The organism is Pseudomonas protegens, assembly GCF_003363755.1.
Classification (GTDB): domain Bacteria; phylum Pseudomonadota; class Gammaproteobacteria; order Pseudomonadales; family Pseudomonadaceae; genus Aquipseudomonas; species Aquipseudomonas danubii.
Window position 1 is genome coordinate 6377423 of sequence record NZ_CP031396.1, and the last position, 25656, is coordinate 6403078.

A 25656-nucleotide genomic window follows, 5' to 3' on the forward strand; every position below is an offset into this window, starting at 1 on the left:
AGAAGAATGAGCCAGCCCCTGCGTTTCGCCCTGAATCGTATGGTTGCACCGGGTTTGTCACTGTTGGAGTTCATCGACCTGGCGCTGACGCTGAAGGTCGATGCCATTGAGCTGCGCAATGACCTTGCGGGCGTGGAAATCGAGGACGGCACGCCGCCGCAGCGGGTCCGCGAATTGTGCGCGGCCCAGGGCATCAAGGTGTTGTCGATCAACGCCCTGTACCCCTTCGATGTGTGGAACGACGAGCGTCGCCAGCAGGCCCTGAAACTGGCCGCCTATGCCCGTGCCTGCGGCGCCGAGGGGCTGGTGCTGTGCCCGCTCAATGACCCTGCCGATCCGCGCACTGAGGCCCAGCGCAGCAGCGCGTTGCGCACGGCCCTGAGCGAACTGGCGCCGATCCTGCGGGAGCACGGCCTGCTGGGGTTGATCGAGCCCCTGGGCTTTGAGGAATGCGCGCTGCGCCACAAGCGCACGGCAGTGGAGGCGATCCGTGCCACTGGCGGCCTGGATGTGTTGCGCCTGGTGCACGACACCTTCCACCACCACCTGGCCGGCGAGCATGAGTTCTTCCCCGAGCTGACCGGGCTGGTGCACATCTCCGGGGTCGAGGACCGCCAGGCGCCGCTTGGCAGCATTCGCGACGGTCATCGGGTACTGGTCGGCGAGGCGGACATCCTCGGCAATGCGGCGCAGATCGACACCTTGCGCAGCCGTGGCTACAGCGGCTACCTGTCGTTCGAGCCGTTTGCCGAGAGCGTGCACGGGCGGGCGGATATCCAGCAGGCGCTGGCGGCGAGCATTGCCCACTTGCGGCAAGCCCTGGCCTGAGGTCATTTCCTTGTGGGCGCTGGCAAGCCGGCTCCCCCAGGGCGACATAACAAGATGAAGGTGCAAACCATGAGTACGACACGCTTGACCATGGCCCAGGCCCTGGTGAAATTCCTCGATAACCAATACGTCGAGGTGGATGGGGTCCAGAGCAAGTTCATCGCCGGGGTCTTCACCATTTTCGGCCACGGCAACGTGCTCGGCCTGGGCCAGGCCCTGGAGCAGGACAGTGGCGACCTGGTGGTGCACCAGGGCCGCAACGAGCAGGGCATGGCCCACGCCGCCATCGGTTTCGCCAAGCAGCACCTGCGGCGCAAGATCTACGCCTGCAGCTCCTCGGTGGGCCCCGGCGCGGCCAACATGCTGACCGCGGCGGCCACCGCCAGCGCCAACCGGATTCCCTTGCTGCTGCTACCGGGGGACGTCTACGCCAGCCGCCAGCCGGACCCGGTGCTGCAGCAGATCGAACAGTTTCATGACCTGAGCATCAGCACCAACGATGCCTTCAAGGCCGTGAGCCAATACTGGGATCGCATCAACCGCCCCGAGCAACTGATGAGCGCGGCGCTCCACGCCATGCGCGTGCTCACCGACCCGGCGCAGACCGGCGCCGTGACCCTGGCATTGCCCCAGGATGTGCAGGGCGAAGCCTACGATTACCCGGACTCCTTCCTCGCCAAGCGCGTGCATCGCATCGACCGCCGCCCGGCCACCGAGGCCATGCTCGGCGATGCCCTGGCGCTGTTCGAGGGCAAGCGCAAGCCGCTGATCATCTGCGGCGGCGGGGTCAAGTATTCCGGGGCCAATCGGGCGTTGCAGGCCTTTGCCGAACGCTTCGGCATTCCTTTTGCCGAAACCCAGGCGGGCAAGAGCGCGGTGGTTTCCGAGCACCCGCTGAACGTCGGCGGGATCGGCGAGACCGGCTGCCTGGCGGCCAACCTTCTGGCCAGGGAAGCCGACCTGATCATCGGCATCGGCACCCGCTACAGCGATTTCACCACCTCGTCGAAATGGCTGTTCCAGCACCCGGAGGTGGCGTTCCTCAACCTCAATGTCTGCCCTGGCGACAGCCTCAAGATGGAGGGCGTGCAGCTACTGGCCGATGCCCGCGCCGGCTTGCAGGCTCTGAGCGAAACCCTGGGCCGCAGCGGCTATCGGGCGGCTTGGGACGGGCAGATCGGCGAGGCCAAGGCGCAGTTGGAGGCCGAGGTGGACCGGGTGTATCAGGTGCAATACCAGGACGACGGTTTTGTCCCGGAAATCAATGACCACCTGGACCCGGCGGTGCTGCGCGAATTCATCGAGCTGACCGGCTCCTGCCTGACCCAGAGCCGGGTGCTCGGGCTGCTCAACCAGGCCTTGCCCGAGGACGGCATCATCGTTGCCGCCGCCGGCAGCCTGCCCGGCGACCTGCAGCGCAGCTGGCGCAGCAAGGGGGTCAATACCTACCACGTGGAATACGGCTATTCGTGCATGGGCTACGAGGTCAACGCGGCGCTGGGGGTCAAGTTCGCCGAGCCGGATCGCGAGGTGTACGCCCTGGTGGGCGACGGCTCCTACCTGATGCTGCACTCGGAGCTGGTCACCTCGATCCAGGAGCGGCGCAAGATCAACGTGGTGCTGCTGGACAACATGACCTTCGGCTGCATCAACAACCTGCAGATGGGCCACGGTATGGACAGCTTCGGTACCGAGTTCCGCTACCGCAACCCGCAGAGCGGCAAGCTCGACGGCGGCTTTGTGCCGGTGGACTTCGCCATGAGCGCCGCCGCCTACGGCTGCAAGACCTACAAGGTCAGCACTGAGGAGCAACTGCTGGCGGCCCTGGCCGATGCCCGGACCCAGACGGTATCGACCCTGATCGACATCAAGGTCCTGCCCAAGACCATGATCCACAGCTACCTGTCCTGGTGGCGGGTGGGCGTGGCCCAGGTGTCCACCAGCGAGCGCACCGATGCGGCGGCCAAGACCCTTAATGAACGCCTGGCCCAGGCCCGGCAGTACTGATTGCTCTGCAACGAACAACAACAGGAGTATCTGCATGTCTTTGAAACTTGGCGTTATCGGGACCGGGGCCATCGGCCAGGATCACATCCGTCGTTGCAGCCAGACCCTGCTGGGCAGCCAGGTGGTGGCGGTCACCGACATCAACCTGGCGTCGGCGGCCAAGGTGGTCAGCGACCTCAAGCTCAGCGCCGAGGTCTACCCGGACGGCCACGCGCTGATCAAGGCGGCGGACGTCGAGGCAGTGCTGGTGACCTCCTGGGGCCCGAGCCACGAGGAATTCGTGCTGGCGGCGATTGCCGCGGGCAAGCCGGTGTTCTGTGAAAAGCCCCTGGCGGTGACCGCCGCCGGTTGCCGGCGCATCGTCGAGGCCGAAATCGCCCACGGCAAGCGCCTGGTGCAGGTGGGTTTCATGCGCCCCTACGATGCCGGTTACCAGGCCTTGAAGGCGGTGATTGACAGCGGGCAGATCGGCGAGCCGCTGATGCTGCACTGCGCCCACCGCAACCCGCGGGTGGGGGAGAACTACAAGACCGACATGGCCATCACCGACACCCTGATCCACGAACTGGACGTGCTGCGCTGGCTGCTGGCCGACGACTATGTGTCGGTGCAGGTGGTGTTCCCGCGTAAGACCAGCAAGGCCCTGGCCCACTTGCGCGACCCGCAGATCGTGCTGCTGGAAACCGCCCGTGGCACGCGCATCGACGTCGAAGTGTTCGTCAACTGCCAGTACGGCTACGACATCCAGTGCGAAGTGGTGGGGGAGAGCGGTATCGCCAGGCTGCCGGAGCCGTCCCAGGTGCAATTGCGCAGCGAAGCCAAGCTGTCCAACGCCATCCTGATGGATTGGAAGGAGCGTTTTATCGCCGCCTATGACGTGGAGTTGCAGGCCTTTATCGACGGCGTGCGCGCCGGCCAGGTGGGCGGGCCCTCGGCCTGGGACGGCTTTGCCGCCGCCGTGGCGGCCGATGCCTGCATCGAAGCGCAGGGCAGCGGCCAGATCGTCAAGGTCGAGCTGCCTGTGCGCCCGGGCTTCTACGACTGACCTTGTACCGGGCCCGCCTGGGGGATTTGCGGGGGCGCCTGCGGTTGGGCGCCGCTGAACCGCCGCCCGGGTTTTCCCCGGGCGCGACCCCACCGGGCTTGGGTGCACATTGGCCACGGACCAGGATTTTCAAGGCTTTAACTGATTTGGAATAAAATTCTAAAATGAGTTGATATAGAAATTATTTTCCAATAAAGTCATTTTCAGGTTGCCGACTCGCTAGGTCGCATGCCCTCAAGCAAACCATGAGAGGCGTGCGGACCGACCCACAAAAACAACAGGTACCGTCGATGAAAACCTTCACTAGCACCATCCTCGCTCTCGGTTCGCGGTTTCGCAGCTCGCCCGCGCCAACCTCCGCTTCGCCTCGGCCCAGCCGCTCTGCCGTCCTCCTGACCTGCCTCGGCTTTCTGTGTGTAGAACGCAACGGTTCACTGCTGTGCTGCGTACCCGGTGCCCCCATCGTGCATCTGTCGCTCTGAGTGGTTTCTGCGCTTTATCCATAAAACCTACAAGAATGTGGAGAAAGACCTGTGATGAACACCAAGATCCGTTTTGCCTCGCTTGCACTGTCGATGCTGCTGGCCAGTGGGGCCGCCTTCGCCGACATCAAGATCGGCGTGAGCATGTCGCAGTTCGATGACACCTGGCTGACCTATCTGCGCGAGTCGATGGATCAGAAAGCCAAGTCCCTGCCCGATGGCGTCAAGCTGCAGTTCGAAGACGCCCGCAGCGATGTGGTCAAGCAATTGAGCCAGGTCGAGAACTTCATCAGCCAGAAAGTCGACGCGATCGTGGTCAACCCGGTGGATACCGCCGCCACTAAGAAAATCACCGAGGCCGCGGTGAAGGCCGGCATCCCCCTGGTGTACGTCAACCGCCGCCCGGATGACCTGAACCTGCCCAAGGGCGTGGTGACCGTGGCTTCCAATGACCTGGAAGCCGGGAAAATGCAGATGCAGTACCTGGCCGACAAGATGGGCGGCAAGGGCGACATCGTGATTCTGCTGGGCGACCTGGCGAACAACTCCACCACCAACCGCACCAAGGGGGTCAAGGAGGTTTTGGCCCAGTACCCGGGGATCAAGGTCGACCAGGAACAGACCGGGGTCTGGCTGCGGGACAAGGGCATGACCCTGGTCAACGACTGGCTGACCCAGGGCCGCAAGTTCGACGCGGTGGTGTCCAACAACGATGAAATGGCCATTGGTGCCGCCATGGCGCTGAAGCAGGCCGGGGTCGAGAAGGGCAGTGTGCTGATCGCGGGTGTCGATGGCACCCCGGATGGTCTGCGCGCGGTGAAAAAGGGCGAATTGGCGCTCTCGGTGTTCCAGGACGCCAAGGGCCAGGCGGACGGTTCCATCGATACCGCGGTGAAGATGATCAAGCATGAGCCGGTAGAGCCGGCGGTGTGGGTTCCGTATCGGCTGATCACCCCGGACAACGTCGACCAGTTCAAGTAACGCCGCTCACCTTCCAGAGCTGTTCCAGAAGAACAGGCTCTAACAACAATAAGTAATAAGTGGCAAGGCGGCCTTGGGTGGCCTTGCCGATGGAGTACCTGATCATGTTCTCTAGCGCGACTGCCTCGAGCACCCCGCAGGCGGGAATCTCGCCTGCCGCCACATCGATTGAAGAACCCTTTCTGCTGGAGGTCATCAACGTCAGCAAGGGCTTTCCCGGTGTGGTGGCCCTGTCCGATGTGCAACTGCGGGTACGCCCGGGAACGGTGCTGGCGCTGATGGGCGAGAACGGCGCCGGCAAGTCGACCCTGATGAAAATCATCGCCGGCATCTATCAGCCGGACGCCGGCGAGCTGCGCCTCAAGGGCCGGCCGGTGGTCTTCGAAACGCCCCTGCAGGCCTTGCAATCGGGCATCGCCATGATCCATCAGGAGCTCAACCTGATGCCGCACATGAGCATTGCCGAGAACATCTGGATCGGCCGTGAGCAGCTCAACGGCCTGCGCATGATCGATCACCGCGCCATGCACCGCTGCACCGCGCAGTTGCTGGAACGCCTGCGCATCAACCTCGACCCCGAGGAGCAGGTGGGCAACCTGAGCATTGCCGAGCGGCAGATGGTGGAAATCGCCAAGGCGGTGTCCTACGACTCCGACGTGCTGATCATGGACGAACCGACCTCGGCCATTACTGACAAGGAAGTGGCGCACCTGTTCTCGATCATTGCCGACCTCAAGGCCCAGGGTAAAGGCATCATCTATATCACCCACAAAATGAACGAAGTGTTCGCCATCGCCGATGAAGTGGCGGTGTTCCGTGACGGTGCCTATATCGGCCTGCAACGGGCCGACAGCCTGGACGGCGACAGCCTGATCTCGATGATGGTGGGGCGCGAGCTGAGCCAGCTGTTTCCCCAGCGCGAGAATCCCGTCGGCGACCTGCTGCTCCAGGTCCGCGACCTGCGCCTGGACGGGGTGTTCGACAGGGTGTCCTTCGACCTGCACGCCGGGGAGATCCTCGGCATCGCCGGGCTGATGGGCTCGGGCCGGACCAATGTTGCCGAGACCCTGTTCGGCATCACCCCCTGCGACGGCGGCGAGATGGTTCTCGACGGCCAGGCCCTGCGCATCAGCGACCCGCACCAGGCGATCGAGAAGGGCTTTGCCCTGCTGACCGAGGATCGCAAGCTCAGCGGGCTGTTCCCGTGCCTGTCGGTCCTGGAAAACATGGAAGTGGCGGTGCTGCCGCATTACGCCGGCGGCGGCTTTGTCCAGCAGAAGGCCTTGCGTGCCCTGTGCGAGGACATGTGCAAGAAGCTGCGGGTCAAGACCCCGTCCCTGGAGCAATGCATCGATACCTTGTCCGGGGGCAATCAGCAGAAGGCCCTGTTGGCGCGCTGGCTGATGACCAATCCGCGCATCCTGATCCTTGATGAGCCGACCCGGGGTATCGACGTCGGGGCCAAGGCCGAGATCTACCGCTTGATCTCCTTCCTCGCCAGCGAAGGCATGGCGGTGATCATGATTTCCTCGGAGCTGCCCGAAGTGCTGGGCATGAGCGACCGGGTCATGGTCATGCACGAAGGTGAACTCATGGGCACCCTCGACCGCAGCGAGGCAACCCAGGAACGGGTGATGCAATTGGCGTCGGGAATGTCGGTGGTGCACTGATTCTTCAATCGATGGCGGCCGGCGGCGCTGTGATTCGCCGCGGCCAGGCACTAACAAAGGTGAGTGGTTATGAACGTGATGTCTGAAAACAAACCGGCCGCGGCGCCCGCTAGAACGCGCCGGCGCCTTCCCACCGAACTGAGTATTTTTCTGGTCCTGATCGGCATCGGCCTGGTCTTCGAGCTGTTCGGCTGGATCGTGCGTGACCAGAGCTTCCTGATGAACTCTCAGCGCCTGGTGCTGATGATCCTCCAGGTGTCGATCATCGGTCTGCTGGCCATCGGCGTGACCCAGGTGATCATCACCACGGGCATCGACCTGTCCTCGGGCTCGGTGCTGGCGCTGTCGGCGATGATCGCCGCCAGCCTGGCGCAGACCTCGGACTTTGCCCGGGCAGTGTTTCCGTCCCTCACCGACTTGCCGGTGTGGATACCGGTGGTGGCCGGGCTGGGGGTGGGCCTGCTGGCGGGGGCGATCAACGGCAGCATCATCGCCATCACTGGCATTCCGCCCTTTATCGCCACCCTGGGCATGATGGTCTCGGCCCGCGGCCTGGCCCGCTATTACACCGAAGGCCAGCCGGTGAGCATGCTGTCCGATTCCTACACCGCCATCGGTCACGGGGCGATGCCGGTGATCATCTTCCTGGTGGTGGCGGTGATCTTCCACATCGCCTTGCGCTACACCAAGTACGGCAAATACACCTACGCCATCGGCGGCAACATGCAGGCGGCGCGCACCTCGGGGATCAACGTCAAGCGCCATCTGGTGATCGTCTACAGCATCGCCGGGTTGCTGGCGGGGCTGGCCGGGGTGGTGGCCTCGGCGCGGGCCGCCACCGGGCAGGCGGGGATGGGCATGTCCTATGAACTGGATGCGATTGCCGCGGCCGTGATCGGCGGCACCAGCCTGGCCGGTGGCGTGGGGCGCATCACCGGCACGGTGATCGGCGCGCTGATTCTTGGCGTCATGGCCAGCGGCTTCACCTTTGTCGGCGTGGATGCCTACATCCAGGACATCATCAAGGGCCTGATCATCGTGGTGGCGGTGGTCATTGACCAGTACCGCAACAAGCGCAAGCTCAAGCGCTGATCCACCAGCCTGTTGTCGGCGCCGGCTGGCCAGCGAAGGCGCCCACAAGATGAGGTGCAACAGACGGGGCTGTTCGCCGGCAAGTTGGCTTCTGCGGTGGAGAAACGGGGGAAAAGGCTCCGAATCCGCCGCCCGGTACTGCCGTTTGTCTTCTAAAAGACCTGCTTGTATGGAATTTTTTGTTATAAAAGCACTCTGACAAATGCCACCAAAGCCCGCAATTGCGGGCTTTGTGCGGTTTGTCAGACAGATTCGCTGTCATTTCAGTTGCTGCGCCCTCAAACCGGCCTTAGACTGCCGCCCCTCGTAAATTGAGTGCCGGGTGGCGCTTGGAAGGTATGGCGCCTTTCTGATGACCTGACGGGTCAACCGGAAACAGTTTGAATTCGCCTTAATGCACGTATTTTTTATAGAGAAATCAATGACCAAGGAAAAGTTGCTGGCCATGCCGGCGGATGACTACATGAATGCCGAGCAGCACGCTTTTTTCAGCGACCTGTTGCAAGCCATGAAGGTGGAAACCCACGAGCGCATCGAACAGAACCGGATCGCCATTGAAAGCCTGGACACCCCGGCTGACCCGGCCGACGCCGCTTCCGTCGAAGAAGAGCGCACCTGGTTGGTCAACGCCATTGATCGTGACCAGCGCATGCTGCCGCAATTGGAGCAGGCCTTGGGCCGGATCAGTGACGACAGCTTCGGCTGGTGCGATGACAGCGGCGAGCCGATCGGCCTCAAGCGCCTGCTGATCAGCCCAACCACCAAGTACTGCATCGAAGCCCAAGAGCGCCACGAGCAGATCGACAAGCATCAGCGTCAAGCCTGATCGCCAGCCCCCGCCACAGCGGGGGCTTTGTTTTTTCGGGTACGACTCCATACCCGTTCATTCCCTTGATCTACTGCAAACCCCCGACTAAGGGACCATGGATAATGGCCTTCTAGTGGCGTCTAATGCCGAAAATAATTAGAACGATGTGGGGTGCTAAACATGTCAAGAGAAGGATCTCTAGCGGTGCCGATCGCGCAACCGCTGGCAGCAACACCCGCCGTCCGTTGGTGGGCGCCGACCTTGCAGAGCGCGGCCTTGATGGGCTTGCTGGGTGGCCAGGCACTGGGTGACTGGCCGCTGTACCTGTGCCTGCCCCTGGCGGTGCTGGTGGTCTGGCTGCCTCGGCTGAGAAGCCGCAAGGTGCCCGAGGCGCCGACGGCAACGGCCGACAGCGAGCTGTCCTCGCTGACCCGCGACCTGTCCTACAGCACCACCCATAACGCCCTGTCTGCTGCTGGCGTGGCCTATTCGGTGACGCAACTGGCGGGCAAGCTGCAATCCCAGCTGGATGCCGCGGCGCGCATCGTCGGCAACGCCGAAGTGATGATCAAGACCGAACAGGCCACCTCGCAACTCAGCCGGCAAGCCCTGGAGGCAGCCAGTGAAGCCCACGCCAGCAGCGCCGAAGGGCGCACGGTGCTGGGGGAGTCCATCAGTCGCATGCACTCCCTGAGCGAGCGGGCCAGTGGCAGCCGCGAGCTGATCGAGGCCTTGAGCCAGCGCAGCGAAGAGATCCAGCGGGTGACCCTGGTGATCCAGTCCATCGCCAGCCAGACCAACCTGCTGGCCCTGAATGCCGCTATCGAGGCCGCCCGGGCCGGGGAGCACGGACGGGGTTTTGCCGTGGTCGCCGACGAGGTGCGCGGGCTGGCCGGGCGCACCGCCACGGCCACCGATGAGGTCGGTGTGATGGTGGCCGATATCCAGCAACGCACCAGCGATGTGGTGGAGCAGATCCGTCAGCTGTCCGACGACTTGAACCTGGGGGTGGAGCAGGTGGAACACACCGGTCGGCACCTGGACAACATCGCCCGTCTGGCAGCAGGGGTGGAAGGCCAGGTCAGCGAGATCGCCCGGGGCGCCGAGACCAACCGCGAACAGTTGGACAGCCTGTTCCATGCCGTGGAACAGATGCGCAGCGACCTGGCGGTCAGCGATCAGCAGACCCGCAGCCTGGCTCAGGCGGCGGTGCAGATGGAAGGGCAGGCCGAAACCATCAGTGAGCGTCTGGCGGCTGTGGGGCTGGATGACTACCACCAGCGCATTTATGACCTGGCCCGTGAAGGCGCCCGGCGTATTGCCGAGCAGTTCGAGACCGACCTGGCGCAGAACCGCATCAGCCTCGACGACCTGTTCGACCGCCATTACCAGTTGATCGCCAACACCGATCCGGCCAGGTACCAGACCCGTTTCGACCGCTACACCGATCAGGTGCTGCCGCCGATCCAGGAATCCCTGCTGCCGCGCCACGACGGCCTGGTGTTCGCCATCGCCTGTACCCAAGAGGGTTATGTACCGACCCACAACCTGGCCTTCTCCCAGCCGTTGACCGGCGATCCCGTGGCGGACAACCTGCATAACCGCAGCAAGCGCAAGTTCGCCGATCGCACCGGCATTCGTTGTGGCAGTCACCAGCAACCGCTGTTGCTGCAAACCTATACCCGCGATACCGGCGAACTGATGCACGACTTGTCGGTGCCGATCTGGGTCCAGGGGCGGCATTGGGGAGGGTTGCGCCTGGGCTACAAGCCCGAGCAGGCGCCGTCCCAGCGCAAGGGCTGAGAACATTGTTACCAGGGGCGTAAGACTGCTGTGCAGGATGTGACTGTTTCAGACGCCGGGAACTGACTAGTATGCTCACATCGTTAGGGAGCTAACTAATTCCTCGAGGTTCTCCATGCACAGCAAAGTTGATGTAGCCGTGATGATCGGCAGTGGTGTTCCCCCCATGCTGCGGGACCTGGGACGCAAGGCATGCTGGGTGGTGCTGGTCAATGGCGAACAACGTGGCACTGCCTTTGCCAGCCGCGTCGAGGCCGAGGAGTGCCGGCAGGCCTGGCAGGCGAAACTGGCGCAGTGCCGGCCTGGGCGCCATGCATTCCAGCATTCGGCTTGATGCTCGGGCGGTAGATAGAGGCTTGATCGGTTGGGGCGGATGTCTGGATTCAGGCTGTTGCAGGCAGGGCCCGAAGGCGAGTCGCTCGTTTTAAGTTAATCATCATGATGCTCTTAAACGGATCTCGCCTGGGTCACGGGGGCGCCGCTGGGTTCCCGGGCGGCGCGCTATGGCAGGTATCAGGCGTTCAGGGCGCCCTGGTCAATGGCCAGCTTGAGGGCCTTGGCGGATTCCCTGGCCGCCGCTGCAGCTTCTTCGGAGGTCTTGAACCAGCGGTCGCGTTCCACCTGGTGGAAGGTGATCTGGGTCAGTGGAGGTTTGGCGCGCATGGCAATCACGGCCTGGAATTCGCCTTCGACTTCTCTGCACTCGCCACGAATGAAAAACTCGCCAATATCTAGTTCGGTCACTTCTAGCCTTCCCTTGGAGATGAGTGAGTGCTTGAGCGCCCGTACCGCGAGCGCTCAACCAGCGAGGGAGTATGGCAGTTGTTGCGTTGCGACGGGCTGAGTTATGTCATTGCGGTTTTAGGTAGAGATTGTTCTGAGGTACTAAAGTGAACTTTCTTACGCTTTAATCCGCCCATCCAGATCACTGCACCAGAGTATTACTGGTTAGAATGCCGGGCCTTGTGTGACGACTGCGGGCAAGATTACCCGCTGATGAGCAACATTAGTCTTTGTACTAATCAATGGCCGTGCAGTCATGAATCGCTCGCTTTAAATGGTCGAAATGCACAAAGTTGCTCTAGAATTGCTTCTGCAACCCGAAGTGGCTGCCGATCCGGGGATTCAATCTCAGGGTATATCCGGCTTTCCGGCCTGTTTCAGTACCCGCCCCAGATAGCTCGCCGCCACACTTTTCGGGGTGTCAGAGCCTACTCCTACAGCCTTTGACCTGTGCCTGATGCTTCGGCGAAATGCCCGCAGCTCAGCGCCGGCGTTAACGCCGTGGCCTGGAGTACCCGCTGCATTTGAGTGTTTTTTTGGGGTAACTGATTGGGGTGATCACGCCGTCATGGCGGTTTTTTGTGCTGTCCGTTTTTCCTCGGACGGCACCCTTTTGAGTATCGGGGAGTGTTCCTTGGCAGTAAGTAATCTTGAAATGCATGCGCTGTTCGTTTTGGGTGATTTGCGCGCAAAGCTGGTCAAGCAGTTCCAATCTCGTTTTGTCTACATCACCGAACAGTCCGCCGAAGGCATCTACATCGCCGAGATCGATACCGAGAGCGCGTTGGTGGTGGACGACAAGCCTCGGCTGGAGCTCAAGGTGGGCGATCATTTTCGCGCTGCTGTACTGCCCAGCCGGGAAGGCGGCAAGCTGGAGATCCGCTTTCGCGAGATCAAGCTGACGGTATACGGCCTGGGCGACTATGCCTTTGTCAGCAGTCCCCTGGGGCAGGGGATTGTGTTCAAGGAAGGTCACTCGGTGGTGATGGTCTTCGCCGCCAACGAGCAATTGCAGGAAGGCTTGAGCAAGACCCTCAAGGCGGTCAGCGCCAAGGCGGCCAAATTCCGCAAGGGCGAACTGGTGAGTTTCAAGGCCAGCGAGTGATGAGCCAGAGCCGCGCCGAGTTTCACCAGCAACACCAGCAGGCCGCGTGTGACGAAGCTCAACGCCTGTTCGCCGAGAAGGCGCGCTTGCAGGGCGCCTGGCTGAACTGGGTGGCCGGCCAGCTGTACCACCTGCGCCCGGCGGCATACGCCAGCATGGTGCGCCGCGAGTTGCAGCGGCTGCAGGAGCCGGCGGACCCTTGATGGCCCGATCCGGGCCGCGCCCTGGTTGAAAATATGGAACCTCTACTACAGTCAGTTGACTGAATGCTTCAGGGGCCTGGCAGCTTTGCGTGGCGTGTCCCTTTGGTCCTGGTCCTGATCCGAGAGGTGCACCCATGAAAGGAATTCGAGCGCTGCTGGCCAGCAGCCTGTTGGCCCTTGCCGCCTTGAACGCGCCCCCGGTGGCGGCGGCTTCCGCGCCGATTCACTTCGCCGACCTGAACTGGGAGAGCGGCAGCCTGATCACCGAGATCCTGCGGATCGTGGTCGAGAAGGGTTATGGCCTGCCCACCGATACACTGCCTGGCACCACCATCACCCTGGAAACCGCCCTGGCCAACAACGATATCCAGGTGATTGGCGAAGAGTGGGCGGGGCGCAGCCCGGTGTGGGTCAAGGCCGAGGCCGAAGGCAAGGTGCTGGCCCTGGGGGACACCGTCAAGGGCGCTACCGAAGGCTGGTGGGTGCCGGAGTACGTGATCAAGGGTGATCCCGCCAAGGGCATCGCGGCCCTGGCGCCGGAGTTGCGCAGCGTCACCGACCTGGCGCGCTACAAGGATGTGTTCAAGGACCCGGAGAGTCCGACCAAGGGGCGTTTCCTCAACAGCCCGATTGGCTGGACCTCGGAGATCGTCAACCAGCAGAAGCTCAAAGCCTATGGCCTGGAGGACAGCTACGTGAACTTCCGCAGTGGCTCCGGCGCAGCCCTGGATGCGGAGATCAGCTCGTCGATCCGTCGGGGCAAACCGATCCTGTTCTACTACTGGTCACCGACGCCGCTGCTGGGGCGCTTCAAACTGGTCCAGCTGCAAGAGCCGCCCTTTGATGCCGAGGCCTGGAAGACCCTGACCGACGCCAGCAACCCCAACCCGCGTCCGAGCCGTTCCCTGGCCTCGAAACTGTCCATCGGCGTGTCTGCGCCATTCCACAAGCAATACCCGCAGTTGGTGAGCTTCTTCAGCCAGGTCGAGCTGCCCATCGAGCCCCTCAACCAGGCCCTGGCGCAGATGAGCGAAAACCACAGCACGCCCCGTGACGCGGCCCGGGCCTTCCTCAAGCAGCATCCTGATCTATGGCGCAACTGGGTGCCCCAGGACGTCGCCGCCAAAGTCGCCGCCGCCCTGTTGTAGGCGCCGCCTTGCCGGCGAAAGGGCCCGCAGGCCTTGCACCGTCCATGGCGACGCCTTCGCTGGCAAGCCAGCTCCTACGCTCGCCCTGACACCGCGCAATGTTCCCGTAGGCGCCGCTTGCCGGCGAAGAGGCCCCCAAGGCAGGTCAGAAGCGGGTCTGCACCGCCAGTTCGAAGGTGCGCGGGGTGCCCAGGTAGTAAGCCGGGGAGACATGGGCGAACTTGCCGTAGACCTCGTTGGTCAGGTTGCGTACCCGGCCGGTGACGGTGGTGTGGCTGTCGACCTGGTAGCGCAGGAAGCTGCCGTACAGGGTGTAGGCCGGCAGCGTCAGGGTGTTGGCGTTGTCGGCGTACACCGAAGCCACATAGCGCGCATCGACGCCGGTCTGCCAGCTCGGGGCCAGGTCATAGGTCAGCCACAGGTTGGCCACCCGCTCGGGGACGTTGGTCGGGGTGTTGCCCTTGCGCGAGACCACCGCGCCGCTGGCCACCTTCTCGTTGAACGCGTCATATTCGGCGTCGACCCAGGCGAAGTTGGCTTCCGCCAGCAGCTTGGGGGTGACCCGCAGGGAGCTGGCCAGCTCGATGCCCCTGGAGGTCTGCTGGCCCACGGGAATGCTGTTGGCCGGGTCCAGGGGATCGGTGACGGCAAAGTCCTTGCGTTCGATGCGGTAGGCCGCCAGGGTCGCCGAGCCGCGTCCTTCCAGGTAGTCGAACTTGCTGCCCACTTCCCATTGCTTGCCGGTGGACACCTCGAAGTTCTGGGTGCCGCTGGGCTGTTCGGCGGCCGTGCTGTATTGCACGTAGACGTTGGCGCTGGGCAGGAACTGCCAGGTCAGCCCCAGGCGTCCGGTGACCGGTTCCCAGCTTCGCTTGAGATGTCGCGGGTTGCTGGCGCTGATCGCGCGGTGGTTGGTCACGTCCAGGTCGATGGCGTCATAGCGCAGGCCGCTGAGCAGGGACAGCTCGTCGGTCAGGGCCAGGCGGTTCTCGACGAACAGGGCACGGGTGGTGACCTGGTTGGTCTTGTCCTTGACCCAGCCCTGGCGGGTGCCCTTCAGGTCGTAGAAGTACCCCGGCTGGAAGTTGCCGGGGTCCACGCTGTTGTTGGCCGGCACGTTCCACGGTGAGTTGGTGGTGCTGTTGACCTTGTACTCAAAACCCCCGGACCAGGTGGTGTCGAGGCCGAACAGTTGATCATCATGGCGCAGTTCGAACTGGTTGCCGTCCTGCTGGCCCTGGTGCCGCACCAGATAGGCGGTGGAGCGGCTCACCCGGCTGTTGTCGGGGCTGTACTGGTAAGTCTCCAGGTTGCGGTAGTCGCGCTGGCTGTCCAGGTGATAAAGGGTGTTGCGCAGGCTGGTGCTGGGGTTGATCCGGTAATCGATGATCGAGCGCAGCCACACGGTGCGCTGTTCATACAGGCCGTCGGCGACGTTGTAGTTGTTGAAGCGCTGGTGCTTGTCGATCTTCAGCTCGCCGGCCTTGGGGTTGCGCACCGGGGTGCCCCAGTAGGGGCTGTCTTCGTGCTCGTCCTGGTATTCCACCGCCAGGGTGTGGGACAGGTCAGGGGTCAAGTCGCTGAGCAGGGAGAAGGCCAGGCTCCAGGCATCGCGCTCCTGGCGGTCGATGTAGCCGTTGCTGGTGTTGTGGCTGACATCCAGGCGTGCGTAATGCTGCACCTCGGCACCCGCCGGGCTCAGGGCGTGATTGACCCCGAAAGCGGTTTGCGTGGTGTCGTAGCTGCCGTAGCTGAGCAGGCCCTCGGCCGCCTGTTCGCAGCGGTCCGCCAGCTTGGTCACGTAGTTCAGCGAGCCGCCCACGGAGCCGGCGCCATTGATCAGCGACGAGGGGCCGCCCACCAGTTCCACCCGGTCATAGATCCAGGCGTCCACCGGCCGTGCCAGGCCGGTGGCGACATTGATGCCGTTGAACATCTGGGTGATCTGGCTGCTGGTGAAGCCGCGGTAGGAGATGAAGCCGCCGAACCCCGGTGGTGCACTGGCATTGACCCCGGGCAGGGCGTTGGCGGCGTCCTGGAAGGTCTGGGCGCCACGGCGCTCGATGTCCTGGCGGCTGGCTATCGCCACCGAGGCCGGGGTTTCCCGCAGGCTCAGGCCCAAACGCGAGGCCATGCCGCTGGACTGCTCCAGGGACAGGCCGGGTTCAACGTCTGCCTCTTCGGCGTTAACGGTGGTAGGGACCAGCTCCAGGCCGGATTTGCCCCAGGCGTTGACGGACAGGCAGGCCAGCAGGCTCGCCAGTAAAGGAAGGTGTTTCATGCATGCATCCTGAATTCTTGACTAGGAAAAGGCCCACGAAAGCGCGCCGCGCAGCAGCGCAGTGGGCGGGTCGAGCACGAGCAAGAATCAGGCGTAGGGCGGTGCCCGAGGATGGGCGGCGGGCCAGGTGAAACGGGCCGGGAGGTGGGTCTGAAGCTGACGCGCCAGCGGCGGCGCCTGGGGTTGGGGCAACAGCGCCAGGCTGACGCTGGAGTTCAGTGCCGGACCCATGCCGCCGGTGGAGCACAACGGGCAACCGAAGGCCTTGGACAGGGTGGGCAGGGAGTCCTGGTCAGTCGGCTGTTGCAGGGGTGCTTGGGTGTTGGGATCGATGCTGCAGAACTGCCCGCCGATGCCGTTGAGCTGCATGCCGAGCATCTGCCCGTGGCCGATGCTGCAGGCAAACACGTTGAACAGGACGCAGCAATAAAGCATCCAGGCAACGAGCGAGCGATCGGAACGGGTCAATTTCATGGGGCGGCACTTTATCATCGAAGGCGACGAACGTACTTACAAAAACCGGCAATCGAGTCCATTCTCTTTACGACTTTTTTACAAGGACGTCTGAACATGAATCTTCTGCTCGCTCAGGGGATGTCCGGTACTTTTCTGTTCATCAGCCTGATCCATCTGTACTGGGCCGCCGGAGGCAAGCGTGGAAGCGATGCGGTGATCCCCCAAGTGCCGGGGCCGGTTCCCGGGCAGAGCCAACTGGCCTTTCACCCTCCGGCCCTGGCCACCTTGCTGGTGGCGGTGGGGCTGTTACTGGTGGCGATGCTGGTCTGCCTGCGGGTTGGGCTCTACCTTCCGACCGTGACCCATCCGTCCCTGCAATGGGTGATCAGCGCCATTGCCTTGCTGATGTTCGCCCGGGCCATTGGCGACTCCGAGCTGGTTGGCTTCTTCAAGCAAGTGCGTGACTCGAAGTTCGCCCGTCTCGACACCCTGTTCTATTCCCCGCTGTGCGTGGTACTGGGTGCCGGATTGCTGGTGCTGGCCTGGGCCTGAAGGGCAAGCCCGCTCGCTGCCGGCGCTGGCGTGTGCAGAGACTGGCTTGCCAGCGAAGGCGATCCCGCCTGGCACCTGCCTCACGGGCCTCTTCGCCGGCAAGCCGGCTCCTGCATGGGGGGCGCTCAGTTGCCGCTTTCGTTGCGTTTGCTGCTGACCTCTGCCGGCACATCGTCACCGGCCATGCGTTTGCGGAACAACGCCGCGCGGGCCAGCAGCAGGGTGGTGACCGGCACTGTGATCGACAGCAGGATCGGAATCAGCCAGGCATGCAGCACCGGCCCGGACTTGAGCGTTGAAAAATACAGGATCGAGGCCAGGGCCACGGTCCAGGAACCCATGGTTGAGGCCAGGGCCGGCGGGTGCATGCGCTGGAAGTAGCTCTTCATGCGCAGGATGCCCAGGGCACCGATCAGGGCGAAGACGCTGCTGATCACCAGCAGCACGGCCACCAGGACCTCCACCCAGAGGGGCAGTTGTTCCAGGCTGTTCATTCGATCACCTCGCCGCGCAGAAGGAATTTGGCCAGGGCGAAGGAGCCGACAAAGCCGAACAGGGCAATCAGCAGCGCCGCCTCGAAGTAGGTATCGCTGGCATAGCGGATGCCCAGCACCAGCATCATCAGCATCGCCAGGATGTACAGGTAGTCCAGGGCCAGGACCCGGTCCTGGGCCGAGGGGCCCTTGAACAGGCGCACCAGGGTCAGGACCATGGCCAGGGAAAACAGGAACAGGCTCAGCAGGATCGCGTTGGTCAACAGCACGCTCATTCGAAAATCTCCATCAGCGGGCGCTCGTAGGTCGCCTTGAAGTGCTGGATGAATTGCCCTTCGTCCTGCAGATCGAAGACGTGCAGCAAGAGGATGCTGCGGTCCAGGGACAGCTCGGACCAGACCGTGCCCGGTACCACCGTGGTGATGGTGGACAGTGCCGCCAGGCCGTTGGCGTCGCGCAGGTCCAGGGGGATCTTGACGAAGGCCGAGCGCACCGGCCGGCGCCCGTTGTTGAGCACGCCCCAGGCCACGATCAGGTTGGAGACCAGCACATCGCAGCCCACCCGCAACAACAGCCGCAGGATGGTGCCGGGGCGGCGGATGCGGATCGGCAACGGCCGCAGCGGGCGCATCAGCAGCGGTGCGAGAAAGCCCAGGATGGCCCCCAGCAGCAGATTGCCGGGGCTGATGGACAGGTTCAGCACCAGCCACAGCAGCCACAGCGCCAGGGACAGGAAGGGGGCGGGGAACAGACGCTTCATGGTTGCACCTCCGCCGCCTGGGTGGCCTTGGACTCAGGGCTGAGCACGGTGCGGGTGCCCAGTACCGCCATCACATAGTGCTCCGGATGATTGAGGCTGTCGGCGGTGGCCTGGGTGAAGCGCAGCAGCGGCTCGGCCTTGAAGCTGAGCAGCACGCAGAGCCCCAGCAACGCCACGATCGGCACGCATTCCAGACGCCGCAACACCGGTGAAGGTCGCTCCTCCGGGCTCCAGAAACGCTGGATGCCCAGGCGCGCAAAGGCGATCAGCGAGGCCAGGCCGGAGAGGATCAGCAGCACCAGGAAAATCCAGCCCGCCAGCGGGATCGGCGTGTCGCTGCTGGTTCCCAGGCCCGTCGGGTTGAGCAGGGCGGCGATCAGGTTGAGCTTGCCGATAAAGCCCGACAGCGGCGGCATGCCGATGATCAGCAGGGCGCAGGCAATGAAGCTCAGGCCGAGGAAGGCCATGGTCCAGGGAATCACCTGGCCGACCACCACTTGCTGTTCGTCGTCGAGGTTGCTGCCCCGGGGCGGGGGAAGGGTTTCCATGGGCCGCGGGAGGATTTCGCCTTCGTCTTCCAGAGGCACTTCCACCGCCGAGCGCGAGCGCTCGATCAACTCCGCCAGCAGGAACAGCGCGCACAGCGCCAGGGTCGAGCTGAACAGGTAGAACAGCGCCGCGCCGGTGAGCGCCGGCTGGGCGAAGCCGATCACCGCGATCAGGATGCCCGCCGACACCAGGACGCTCAGGCTGGCCATGCGCTCCAGGCGCTGGGCCGGAAGAATCGCCAGGGCCGCGCAGAAGATCGTCGCCAGGCCGCCGTAGATCAGCCACTGGTTGCCGAAGTAGGCCGAGGCCCCGGCCTGCCCGGAGAACAGCAGGGTCCACAGGCGCAGCACGGTGTAGATCCCGACCTTGGTCATGATGGCGAACAGCGCCGCCACCGGTGCGCTGGCCGAGGAATAGGCCGGCACCAGCCAGAAGTTCAGCGGCCACATCCCGGCCTTGGCCAGGAAGGCGATGGCCAGGATCGCCGTGCCGGCGTGCAGCAGGCCGCGGTCGGCTTCCGGCACCAGGGGGATCTTCATCGCCAGGTCGGCCATGTTCAGGGTCCCGGTGACCCCGTAGATCATTGCCGTGCCGATCAGGAACAGCGACGAAGCCAGCAGGTTGATGGTGATGTAGTGCAGTCCCGACGACACCCGCGCCCGTCCCGAACCGTGCAGCATCAGGCCGTAGGAGGCCGCCAGCAGCACCTCGAAGAACACGAACAGGTTGAACAGATCGGCGGTGAGGAAGGCGCCGTACAGGCCCATCAGCTGGATCTGGAACAGCGCATGGAAGCTGGCCCCGGCGCCGTCCCAGCGGGCCATGGCGAACAGCAGCGCGCTGACCCCGATGATTCCGGTGAGCACCATCATCAGTGCCGACAGGCGATCCACCACCAGCACGATGCCGAAGGGCACCTGCCAGTTGCTCGGCAGGTACACGCCGAAGGAACCGGTGGCGCCCTGGACCTGGGTCCAGTACAGCAGGTACGCCGCCAGGGCCAGCCCCAGCAGGCTGGAGAACAGGTTGATCCGCGCCTTGAGCGGGCGGTGTTTCTCCCCCAGCAGCAACATGATGGCCGCCGTCAGCAGCGGCAGGAGGATGGGGGCGACGATCAGGTGGGACAACGAACTCATTCCTTGGGCTCCCGGCCGTCGACGTGGTCAGTGCCGGTCAGGCCCCGGGACGCCAGGAGCACCACCAGAAACAGCGCGGTCATGGCGAAGCTGATGACGATGGCGGTGAGCACCAGGGCCTGGGGCAACGGGTCGGTGTAGTGCAGCAGGTCCTGGGGCACGCCGTCCTTGACGATGGGTTCCTTGCCGATGAACAGGCTGCCCATGCTGAAGATGAACAGGTTGACCGCGTAGGACAGCAGGCACAGGCCCATCACCACCTGGAAGGTCCGCGGGCGCAGGACCAGCCAGACTCCGGAAGCGGCGAGGACCCCAATGGCGATTGCGATGACTTCTTCCATCAGGCGGCTCCGCTCTTGATCAGGGATTTGGACTGGCTGGCCGGCTTGTGGGCCCGCACCGACTGGTGCGCCAGGGCGGTGAGGATCAGCAGGGTCGCGCCCAGCACCACCGCGTACACGCCGATGTCGAAGAACAAGGCGCTGGCGATATGGATATCACCGAACAGCGGCAGGTCCACATGCACCGTGTGGGTGGTGAGGAACGGGTAGCCCCAGGCCAGGGCGCCGAGGCCGGTGGCCAGGGCGAACAGCAATCCGGTGCCCATCCAGCGCAGCGGCCGCAGGCTCATCTGGGCCTCGACCCACTGGGTGCCGGCCACCATGTACTGGAGGATGAAGGCCACCGACATCACCAGCCCGGCGACGAAACCGCCGCCCGGCAGGTTGTGCCCGCGCATGAACAGGTAGAAGGACACCACCAGGGCAATCGGCAGCAGCAGGCGCACCAGCACCGCCGGCACCATCATGAAGCCCAGGGCGGTGTCGCTGGCCTGGCGCGGGTTGACCAGATCGGTGACCACGTCCGGGGCCAGCAGGCGCTGTTGCGCCGGCAACTGCATGCTCTCCTTGGGCGGGCGGAAGCGACGCAGCAGGGCGAACACGGTCAGGGCCACGGCTGCCAGCACGGTGATTTCGCCCAGGGTGTCGAAGCTGCGGAAGTCCACCAGGGTCACGTTGACCACGTTGGTGCCGCCGCCTTCAGGCAAGGCACGGCTGAGGTAGAACGAGGAAATATCGTTGGGTGTGGGGCGGGTCAGCATGGCGTAGGACAGCACCGCCATGCCCAGGCCGACGGCGATCGACAGGCTCAGGTCGCGCAGGCGGCGGATGCGCGCCTTGGGCACGCTGCTGGGCAGCGGCGAGACATCCTCGATCCGCCGTGGCAGCCAGCGCAGGCCGAGAAGGATCAGCACCGTGGTCACCACCTCCACCACCAGCTGGGTCAGGGCCAGGTCCGGCGCGGAGAACCAGACGAAGGTCACGCAGGTCATCAGCCCGCAGACGCTGACCATGGTCAGGGCCGCCAGCCGGTGGTACTTGGCCTGCCAGGCGGCGCCCAGGGCGCAGGCGATGGCCAGCAGCCAGAAGGTCACGAAGACGATGGAACCGGGGATCTTCGGCCGGTCGCCCCAGGTCAGCTGGCTGTAGAGCATGGGAATCAGGCCGGTGATCACCGCCGCCAGAATCAGCAGAAACAGCTGGGTCTGCAGGCGCTTGGTGCTCAGCCGCCGCTCCAGACGCCGGGCCAGGCGGGTCATGCCCACCAGGCTGCGCTCGAACAGCAGCTTGCCGTTGAGTCGGCCCACTCCCGGCGGGTAGGCGAAACGCCCGGCCACCAGCGGTTTGTGCAGCAGCAGGTAAAGCACGATGCCGCAGGACATGGCGATCAGGCTCATGATCATCGGCGCATTGAGGCCGTGCCAGATGGCCAGGCTGTACTCGGGCAGGGTGCCGCCCACCACCGGCCGTGCGGCGGCGGCCAGCAATGGACCAATGATCTGCGCCGGGAAGATCCCCACCAGCAGGCAGGTGAACACCAGCAGTTCAACCGGCGCACGCATCCAGCGTGGCGGCTCGTGGGGCGTGTGCGGCAGGTCGGTGGCCGGTTCGCCGAGGAACACATCCACGGTAAAGCGCAGGGCGTAGGCGACGCTGAAGGTCCCGGCGATGGTGGCGATCACCGGCAAGGCGATTTCCACCCAGGCGCTGGAATTGATGAACACCGTCTCAGCGAAGAACATCTCCTTGGACAGGAAGCCGTTGAGCAGCGGCACCCCGGCCATCGAGGCACTGGCGACCATGGCCAGGGTCGCGGTGTAGGGCATCAGCTTGATCAGGCCGTTGAGCTTGCGGATATCGCGGCTGCCGCTCTCGTGGTCGATGATCCCGGCGGCCATGAACAGCGACGCCTTGAAGGTGGCGTGGTTGAGAATGTGGAACACCGCCGCCACCGCCGCCAGCGGGCTGTTCAGGCCCAGCAGCAGGGTGATCAGCCCCAGGTGGCTGATGGTGGAGTAGGCCAGCAGGCCCTTGAGGTCGTTCTGGAACATCGCGCAGTAAGCGCCCAGCACCAGGGTGCAGGCCCCGGCGCCGCTGACGATGTAGAACCATTCTTGCGTACCGGACAGCGACGGCCACAGGCGGGCCAGGAGAAACACCCCGGCCTTGACCATGGTCGCCGAGTGCAGGTAGGCCGAGACCGGCGTCGGCGCGGCCATGGCGTGGGGGAGCCAGAAGTGGAAGGGGAACTGCGCGCTCTTGCTCAGGGCGCCCAGCAGGATCAATGGCAACAGGATCGGGTAGAGCGCATGGGCGCGGATCTTGTCTCCGGCAGCTAGCACCTGATCCAGGTCGTAGCTGCCGACCACATGGCCGAGCAGCATGACCCCCGCCAGCAGGCACAAGCCCCCGGCGCCGGTGACCATCAGCGCCATGTAGGCGCCACGGCGGGCGTCGGAGCGGTGATGCCAATAGCCGATCAGCAAGAAGGAGAAGAGGCTGGTGAGCTCCCAGAAGAACACCATCTGGATCAGGTTGCCGGAAATCACCAGGCCCAGCATGGCCCCCATGAACGCCAGGAAGAAGGCGAAGAAGCGCGGCACCGGGTCTTGCGGCGACATGTAGTAACGCGCGTAGAGCGCCACCAGACTGCCGATACCCAGCACCAGCAATGAGAACAGCCAGGCGAAGCCGTCCAGGCGCAGCACGAAGTTCAGGCCCAGGCTCGGCAGCCAGGTATATTCCTCGCGGATAATCCCGCCATCGGCGATCTGCGGGTACAGCAAAGCCACCTGGACGGTGCCAATGAGTGCCACCAAGCCGGCCAGCAGGGATTCGGTGTTACGTGCGTTGTGCGGCAGCACGGCCGCCAGACAGCTGCCTATGAATGGCAGAAGCAGTAGAACTATCAGGGACATAGGCTTCTAATCTGCGGAAAAGTATGACGCATAATACGTGCCAGGCCCTGGATCACCAACCGCCATGCGCGGCCCGGCCCCCCAAAGAAATGTTACATACGCTTTCAAAGGTAGGAGACAAATGCCTGATGCGCCCGTTCACCGGGCGCTGTAGGGCCAAGGTCCTGCCCAGGTCAAAACACCACAAGGATCGACAAGGGTGCACATGATTAAAGGATCGGCCATGGGCCGGATGATTCGACGCGGATGTTTCGCTTTACTGTTCACCGCCTTCGGCGCGGCGCTGGGCATTGGCCTGGAGCATTATCTCCAGCGTCCCGACATGCTCCAGACCCGCCAGGCGCTGATCATCGAAGGGCCGTTGGGCGATGAGTCCAGCTACCGGCTGCCGCCGGGCACGGTGCTTTACTTCGACCGCGCGCTGGCCGAGGGTCATGCGCTCTACCACGCCTATTTCTACTTCCACGGTACGCCCGAGCATGACCCGGTACGGCTTGAGCCCAAGCACCGGGGTTCGCTGACCGCCCCGACCTGGCTCTACGCCCCCGGCGACCCCGCGCTCTAGGCGCTGGCTTGCCAGCGAGGGAACCTGCCGGATCGTTTTCGCCGGCAAGCCGTCTCCTACACGCCGTCCGCTGTCTGGTCGGTCAATGCCGGCGCGGCCCGGCCCTTGGGCTTCCATTCGCTGATGATCACCGCCAGCACGATCAAGGCGCCCCCCAGCAGCGCCAGCCCCGGCAAACGTTCCCCGGCGATCCGCCCGACAATCCCGGCCCACACCGGCTCACCGGCATAGATCAGGGTGGCGCGGGTCGGCGAGACGCTTTTCTGCGCCCAGTTCATCGCCACCTGGATCGCCGCGCTGGCCGCCCCCAGCCCCAGGGCGCTGGCCAGCAGCAGCCAGGAAAACTCCGGCAGCGCCTCGCCGGTCGGCAGCACCATGGCAAAGGCCAGCAGTGAGGTGACCGCCAGTTGCACCACCGTGACCCGGCGCACATCCACCTGCCCGGCGAAGCTGCTGATCAGAATGATTTCCGCGGCAATCGCCACGGTGCTGATCAGGGTGGCGATCTCCCCGGGGCTGAAATCCAGCGACGCGCCATTGGGGCCGGACAGCAGCATCAACCCGGTAAACGCCAGCATGATGCCGATGCTTGGCAGCAGCCCCGGACGCTTGCCCATGAACAGCCATTGCAGCAGGGGAACGAAGGGTACATAGAGGGCGGTGATAAACGCCGACTGGCTGCTGGGAATGCTTTGCAGGCCCACCGTCTGCAAGCCGTAGCCGAGCATGATGGCGCTGCCGATAAAGGTTCCGGCACGCAGTTCGAGCAGGGTCAGCCCGCGCAGGTGGCGCAGTGAAAACAGGGCGACGATGCACGCCGCCGCGGCAAAGCGCAGGCCGACGAAAAACATCGGTCCGCTGACGCTCATGGCCTTCTGCACCAGCAGGAAGGTGCCGCCCCAGATCATGGTGATCAGCACCAGCACCGCCTCGGCCCTGCTGAGTGGGAAGCGCATTGCGCGGGAGGGCGTTGAAGTCATGGCCTTGCGTGCTACCTGAGGGGGGACGCACAATGCGCCGGAAGCTGGGCAGTATACTGCGCAGGCCCGCAGAGCGAGCAATATAGTGCACAAAGATAACGTCCAACGGGCTTCGGTCCTGCAACATGTCAGCCTTAACGTGCGACGCCTGCGCCATGCCGCAGGCTTGAGCCAGAGCGCCCTGGCAGAAAAATCCGCCGTCAGCCGGCGGATGCTGGTGGCCATCGAGGCCGGGGAGAAGAACGTCAGCCTCGGCACCCTGGACCGAGTGGCCGAGGCCTTGAACGTGGCGTTCAGCGACCTGATCCAGGCCCCGGATGCCCGAGACCCGAGCCGTATCAACGAGCTGGCCTGGGCCGGCGTCATCCCCGGGAGCAAGGCGCTGCTCCTGGCCAAGGCCGAGGCCAGCCGTGAAGTGGAACTCTGGGAGTGGCAGCTCGAGCCTGGCGAGGTCTATCACTCGGAGTGCGACACCGTCGGCTGGAGCGAGCAGATCTATGTCGTCGAGGGCTGCCTGACGCTGTTCTTCGGCGACGCCGAGCGGCGCCTGGAAAGCGGTGATTTCTTCATGTTCGCCAGTCATGTGCCTCACGGCTATCGCAATGACGGCGCCCAGGCCACGCGCTTCGTGCGCAACGTGGTGTACTGATTGCCCAGGCGTGCCGGCCA

The 25656-nt window shown here is 64.0% G+C and carries 24 protein-coding genes and 1 pseudogene; 15 read left to right on the plus strand and 10 right to left on the minus strand.

Going from position 1 to position 25656, the window contains the following annotated elements; translation table 11 throughout:
- The first annotated feature begins 6 nt into the window (after positions 1–6).
- The 9 genes from DWF74_RS29020 to DWF74_RS29065 all read left to right on the plus strand — a co-directional run bounded on the left by DWF74_RS29020 (position 7) and on the right by DWF74_RS29065 (position 11050).
- Positions 7–828, plus strand: coding sequence for a TIM barrel protein (locus tag DWF74_RS29020; protein WP_115582268.1), 822 nt, complete (start codon positions 7–9; stop codon positions 826–828).
- A gap of 69 nt (positions 829–897) precedes the next feature.
- Positions 898–2835: a 3D-(3,5/4)-trihydroxycyclohexane-1,2-dione acylhydrolase (decyclizing) gene (gene iolD / locus DWF74_RS29025; protein ID WP_115582504.1), complete on the plus strand. Its 1938-nt coding sequence runs from the start codon at positions 898–900 to the stop codon at positions 2833–2835.
- Positions 2836–2869: 34 nt separating this feature from the next.
- Positions 2870–3880, plus strand: a complete 1011-nt coding sequence (locus tag DWF74_RS29030; RefSeq protein ID WP_115582269.1) for a Gfo/Idh/MocA family protein — start codon at positions 2870–2872, stop codon at positions 3878–3880.
- Between the two features lie 536 nt (positions 3881–4416).
- Positions 4417–5343 (plus strand): sugar ABC transporter substrate-binding protein, encoded by a 927-nt coding sequence (locus tag DWF74_RS29040; RefSeq protein WP_102864452.1) that lies wholly within the window; start codon positions 4417–4419, stop codon positions 5341–5343.
- A gap of 104 nt (positions 5344–5447) precedes the next feature.
- A complete protein-coding gene (locus DWF74_RS29045; RefSeq protein ID WP_102864594.1) occupies positions 5448–7013 on the plus strand; it encodes a sugar ABC transporter ATP-binding protein in 1566 nt (521 codons plus the stop codon).
- 69 nt (positions 7014–7082) lie between these two features.
- The gene (locus DWF74_RS29050; protein ID WP_102864453.1) at positions 7083–8105 is read left to right on the plus strand and encodes an ABC transporter permease; all 1023 of its coding nucleotides are present in this window, start codon (positions 7083–7085) and stop codon (positions 8103–8105) included.
- A 421-nt stretch (positions 8106–8526) separates the two neighbouring features.
- Positions 8527–8931 carry a TraR/DksA family transcriptional regulator gene (locus tag DWF74_RS29055; protein ID WP_011060892.1) on the plus strand — a complete coding sequence of 135 codons (405 nt, stop codon included), beginning with the start codon at positions 8527–8529 and terminating at the stop codon, positions 8929–8931.
- A 162-nt stretch (positions 8932–9093) separates the two neighbouring features.
- Positions 9094–10716, plus strand: coding sequence for a methyl-accepting chemotaxis protein (locus tag DWF74_RS29060; RefSeq protein WP_102864454.1), 1623 nt, complete (start codon positions 9094–9096; stop codon positions 10714–10716).
- 115 nt (positions 10717–10831) lie between these two features.
- The gene (locus DWF74_RS29065; RefSeq protein ID WP_102864455.1) at positions 10832–11050 is read left to right on the plus strand and encodes a hypothetical protein; all 219 of its coding nucleotides are present in this window, start codon (positions 10832–10834) and stop codon (positions 11048–11050) included.
- Positions 11051–11229: 179 nt separating this feature from the next.
- Here DWF74_RS29065 and DWF74_RS29070 read toward each other — a convergent pair whose 3' ends face one another.
- Positions 11230–11460, minus strand: coding sequence for a hypothetical protein (locus DWF74_RS29070; RefSeq protein WP_102864456.1), 231 nt, complete (start codon positions 11458–11460; stop codon positions 11230–11232).
- A 673-nt stretch (positions 11461–12133) separates the two neighbouring features.
- On the opposite strand from DWF74_RS29070, the gene DWF74_RS29075 reads away from it, so the two are divergent.
- The 3 genes from DWF74_RS29075 (at position 12134) to DWF74_RS29085 (ending at position 13955) form a co-directional block, all read left to right on the plus strand.
- The gene (locus tag DWF74_RS29075; RefSeq protein WP_102864457.1) at positions 12134–12604 is read left to right on the plus strand and encodes a hypothetical protein; all 471 of its coding nucleotides are present in this window, start codon (positions 12134–12136) and stop codon (positions 12602–12604) included.
- Entirely contained in the window at positions 12604–12807 is a 204-nt protein-coding gene (locus DWF74_RS29080) for a hypothetical protein (RefSeq protein WP_102864458.1), read from the plus strand. Before DWF74_RS29075 ends, DWF74_RS29080 begins: the two co-directional genes overlap by 1 nt.
- Before the next feature lie 134 nt (positions 12808–12941).
- Positions 12942–13955 carry an ABC transporter substrate-binding protein gene (locus DWF74_RS29085; RefSeq protein WP_115582271.1) on the plus strand — a complete coding sequence of 338 codons (1014 nt, stop codon included), beginning with the start codon at positions 12942–12944 and terminating at the stop codon, positions 13953–13955.
- Between the two features lie 145 nt (positions 13956–14100).
- Here DWF74_RS29085 and DWF74_RS29090 read toward each other — a convergent pair whose 3' ends face one another.
- Positions 14101–16236 (minus strand): TonB-dependent receptor, encoded by a 2136-nt coding sequence (locus tag DWF74_RS29090; RefSeq protein ID WP_115582272.1) that lies wholly within the window; start codon positions 16234–16236, stop codon positions 14101–14103.
- Between the two features lie 87 nt (positions 16237–16323).
- Positions 16324–16710, minus strand: a complete 387-nt coding sequence (locus tag DWF74_RS29095; protein ID WP_180988600.1) for a DUF2946 domain-containing protein — start codon at positions 16708–16710, stop codon at positions 16324–16326.
- A 96-nt stretch (positions 16711–16806) separates the two neighbouring features.
- Here DWF74_RS29095 and DWF74_RS29100 point away from each other — a divergent pair, with 96 nt between their 5' ends.
- Complete coding sequence (locus tag DWF74_RS29100) at positions 16807–17244, plus strand: DUF3995 domain-containing protein (protein ID WP_115582273.1); 438 nt, start codon at positions 16807–16809, stop codon at positions 17242–17244.
- Positions 17245–17369: 125 nt separating this feature from the next.
- Here DWF74_RS29100 and DWF74_RS29105 read toward each other — a convergent pair whose 3' ends face one another.
- From DWF74_RS29105 to DWF74_RS29130, 6 genes are read right to left on the minus strand one after another with little or no spacing between them, the layout of a single operon-like run.
- Entirely contained in the window at positions 17370–17738 is a 369-nt protein-coding gene (locus DWF74_RS29105; protein WP_115582274.1) for a Na+/H+ antiporter subunit G, read from the minus strand.
- Complete coding sequence (locus DWF74_RS29110; RefSeq protein ID WP_016962858.1) at positions 17735–18013, minus strand: K+/H+ antiporter subunit F; 279 nt, start codon at positions 18011–18013, stop codon at positions 17735–17737. Before DWF74_RS29110 ends, DWF74_RS29105 begins: the two co-directional genes overlap by 4 nt.
- Entirely contained in the window at positions 18010–18498 is a 489-nt protein-coding gene (locus DWF74_RS29115; RefSeq protein WP_102864464.1) for a Na+/H+ antiporter subunit E, read from the minus strand. The genes DWF74_RS29110 and DWF74_RS29115 overlap by 4 nt, the downstream gene beginning before the upstream one ends.
- Entirely contained in the window at positions 18495–20183 is a 1689-nt protein-coding gene (locus DWF74_RS29120) for a monovalent cation/H+ antiporter subunit D (protein ID WP_115582275.1), read from the minus strand. The genes DWF74_RS29115 and DWF74_RS29120 overlap by 4 nt, the downstream gene beginning before the upstream one ends.
- Complete coding sequence (locus DWF74_RS29125; protein ID WP_011060906.1) at positions 20180–20524, minus strand: Na+/H+ antiporter subunit C; 345 nt, start codon at positions 20522–20524, stop codon at positions 20180–20182. Before DWF74_RS29125 ends, DWF74_RS29120 begins: the two co-directional genes overlap by 4 nt.
- Entirely contained in the window at positions 20524–23442 is a 2919-nt protein-coding gene (locus DWF74_RS29130) for a monovalent cation/H+ antiporter subunit A (protein ID WP_102864466.1), read from the minus strand. Before DWF74_RS29130 ends, DWF74_RS29125 begins: the two co-directional genes overlap by 1 nt.
- A 205-nt stretch (positions 23443–23647) precedes the next feature.
- Between DWF74_RS29130 and DWF74_RS29135 the strand changes: the two genes are divergently transcribed.
- A complete protein-coding gene (locus tag DWF74_RS29135) occupies positions 23648–24007 on the plus strand; it encodes a hypothetical protein (protein WP_180988601.1) in 360 nt (119 codons plus the stop codon).
- A 56-nt stretch (positions 24008–24063) separates the two neighbouring features.
- On the opposite strand, the pseudogene DWF74_RS29140 reads toward DWF74_RS29135, so the two are convergent.
- Positions 24064–25078: pseudogene (locus DWF74_RS29140) on the minus strand (DMT family transporter).
- Between DWF74_RS29140 and DWF74_RS29145 the strand changes: the two are divergent.
- Positions 25073–25636 (plus strand): helix-turn-helix domain-containing protein, encoded by a 564-nt coding sequence (locus DWF74_RS29145; RefSeq protein WP_102864469.1) that lies wholly within the window; start codon positions 25073–25075, stop codon positions 25634–25636. The pseudogene DWF74_RS29140 and the gene DWF74_RS29145 overlap by 6 nt on opposite strands.
- The last annotated feature ends 20 nt before the right edge of the window (positions 25637–25656 follow it).

What these genes read in the sequence shown, in the direction of transcription:
- DWF74_RS29040 (WP_102864452.1), top strand. Translation starts at nt 4,417, where the DNA reads ATGAACACCAAGATCCGTTTTGCCTCGCTTGCACTGTCGATGCTGCTG.
- DWF74_RS29100 (WP_115582273.1), top strand. Translation starts at nt 16,807, where the DNA reads ATGAATCTTCTGCTCGCTCAGGGGATGTCCGGTACTTTTCTGTTCATC.
- DWF74_RS29115 (WP_102864464.1), bottom strand. Translation starts at nt 18,498, where the DNA reads ATGAAGCGTCTGTTCCCCGCCCCCTTCCTGTCCCTGGCGCTGTGGCTG.
- DWF74_RS29045 (WP_102864594.1), top strand. Translation starts at nt 5,448, where the DNA reads ATGTTCTCTAGCGCGACTGCCTCGAGCACCCCGCAGGCGGGAATCTCG.
- DWF74_RS29130 (WP_102864466.1), bottom strand. Translation starts at nt 23,442, where the DNA reads ATGTCCCTGATAGTTCTACTGCTTCTGCCATTCATAGGCAGCTGTCTG.
- DWF74_RS29065 (WP_102864455.1), top strand. Translation starts at nt 10,832, where the DNA reads ATGCACAGCAAAGTTGATGTAGCCGTGATGATCGGCAGTGGTGTTCCC.
- DWF74_RS29090 (WP_115582272.1), bottom strand. Translation starts at nt 16,236, where the DNA reads ATGAAACACCTTCCTTTACTGGCGAGCCTGCTGGCCTGCCTGTCCGTC.
- DWF74_RS29055 (WP_011060892.1), top strand. Translation starts at nt 8,527, where the DNA reads ATGACCAAGGAAAAGTTGCTGGCCATGCCGGCGGATGACTACATGAAT.
- DWF74_RS29020 (WP_115582268.1), top strand. Translation starts at nt 7, where the DNA reads ATGAGCCAGCCCCTGCGTTTCGCCCTGAATCGTATGGTTGCACCGGGT.
- iolD (WP_115582504.1), top strand. Translation starts at nt 898, where the DNA reads ATGAGTACGACACGCTTGACCATGGCCCAGGCCCTGGTGAAATTCCTC.
- DWF74_RS29080 (WP_102864458.1), top strand. Translation starts at nt 12,604, where the DNA reads ATGAGCCAGAGCCGCGCCGAGTTTCACCAGCAACACCAGCAGGCCGCG.
- DWF74_RS29060 (WP_102864454.1), top strand. Translation starts at nt 9,094, where the DNA reads ATGTCAAGAGAAGGATCTCTAGCGGTGCCGATCGCGCAACCGCTGGCA.
- DWF74_RS29085 (WP_115582271.1), top strand. Translation starts at nt 12,942, where the DNA reads ATGAAAGGAATTCGAGCGCTGCTGGCCAGCAGCCTGTTGGCCCTTGCC.
- DWF74_RS29125 (WP_011060906.1), bottom strand. Translation starts at nt 20,524, where the DNA reads ATGGAAGAAGTCATCGCAATCGCCATTGGGGTCCTCGCCGCTTCCGGA.
- DWF74_RS29120 (WP_115582275.1), bottom strand. Translation starts at nt 20,183, where the DNA reads ATGAGTTCGTTGTCCCACCTGATCGTCGCCCCCATCCTCCTGCCGCTG.
- DWF74_RS29135 (WP_180988601.1), top strand. Translation starts at nt 23,648, where the DNA reads ATGATTAAAGGATCGGCCATGGGCCGGATGATTCGACGCGGATGTTTC.
- DWF74_RS29030 (WP_115582269.1), top strand. Translation starts at nt 2,870, where the DNA reads ATGTCTTTGAAACTTGGCGTTATCGGGACCGGGGCCATCGGCCAGGAT.
- DWF74_RS29050 (WP_102864453.1), top strand. Translation starts at nt 7,083, where the DNA reads ATGAACGTGATGTCTGAAAACAAACCGGCCGCGGCGCCCGCTAGAACG.
- DWF74_RS29110 (WP_016962858.1), bottom strand. Translation starts at nt 18,013, where the DNA reads ATGAGCGTGCTGTTGACCAACGCGATCCTGCTGAGCCTGTTCCTGTTT.
- DWF74_RS29095 (WP_180988600.1), bottom strand. Translation starts at nt 16,710, where the DNA reads ATGAAATTGACCCGTTCCGATCGCTCGCTCGTTGCCTGGATGCTTTAT.
- DWF74_RS29105 (WP_115582274.1), bottom strand. Translation starts at nt 17,738, where the DNA reads ATGAACAGCCTGGAACAACTGCCCCTCTGGGTGGAGGTCCTGGTGGCC.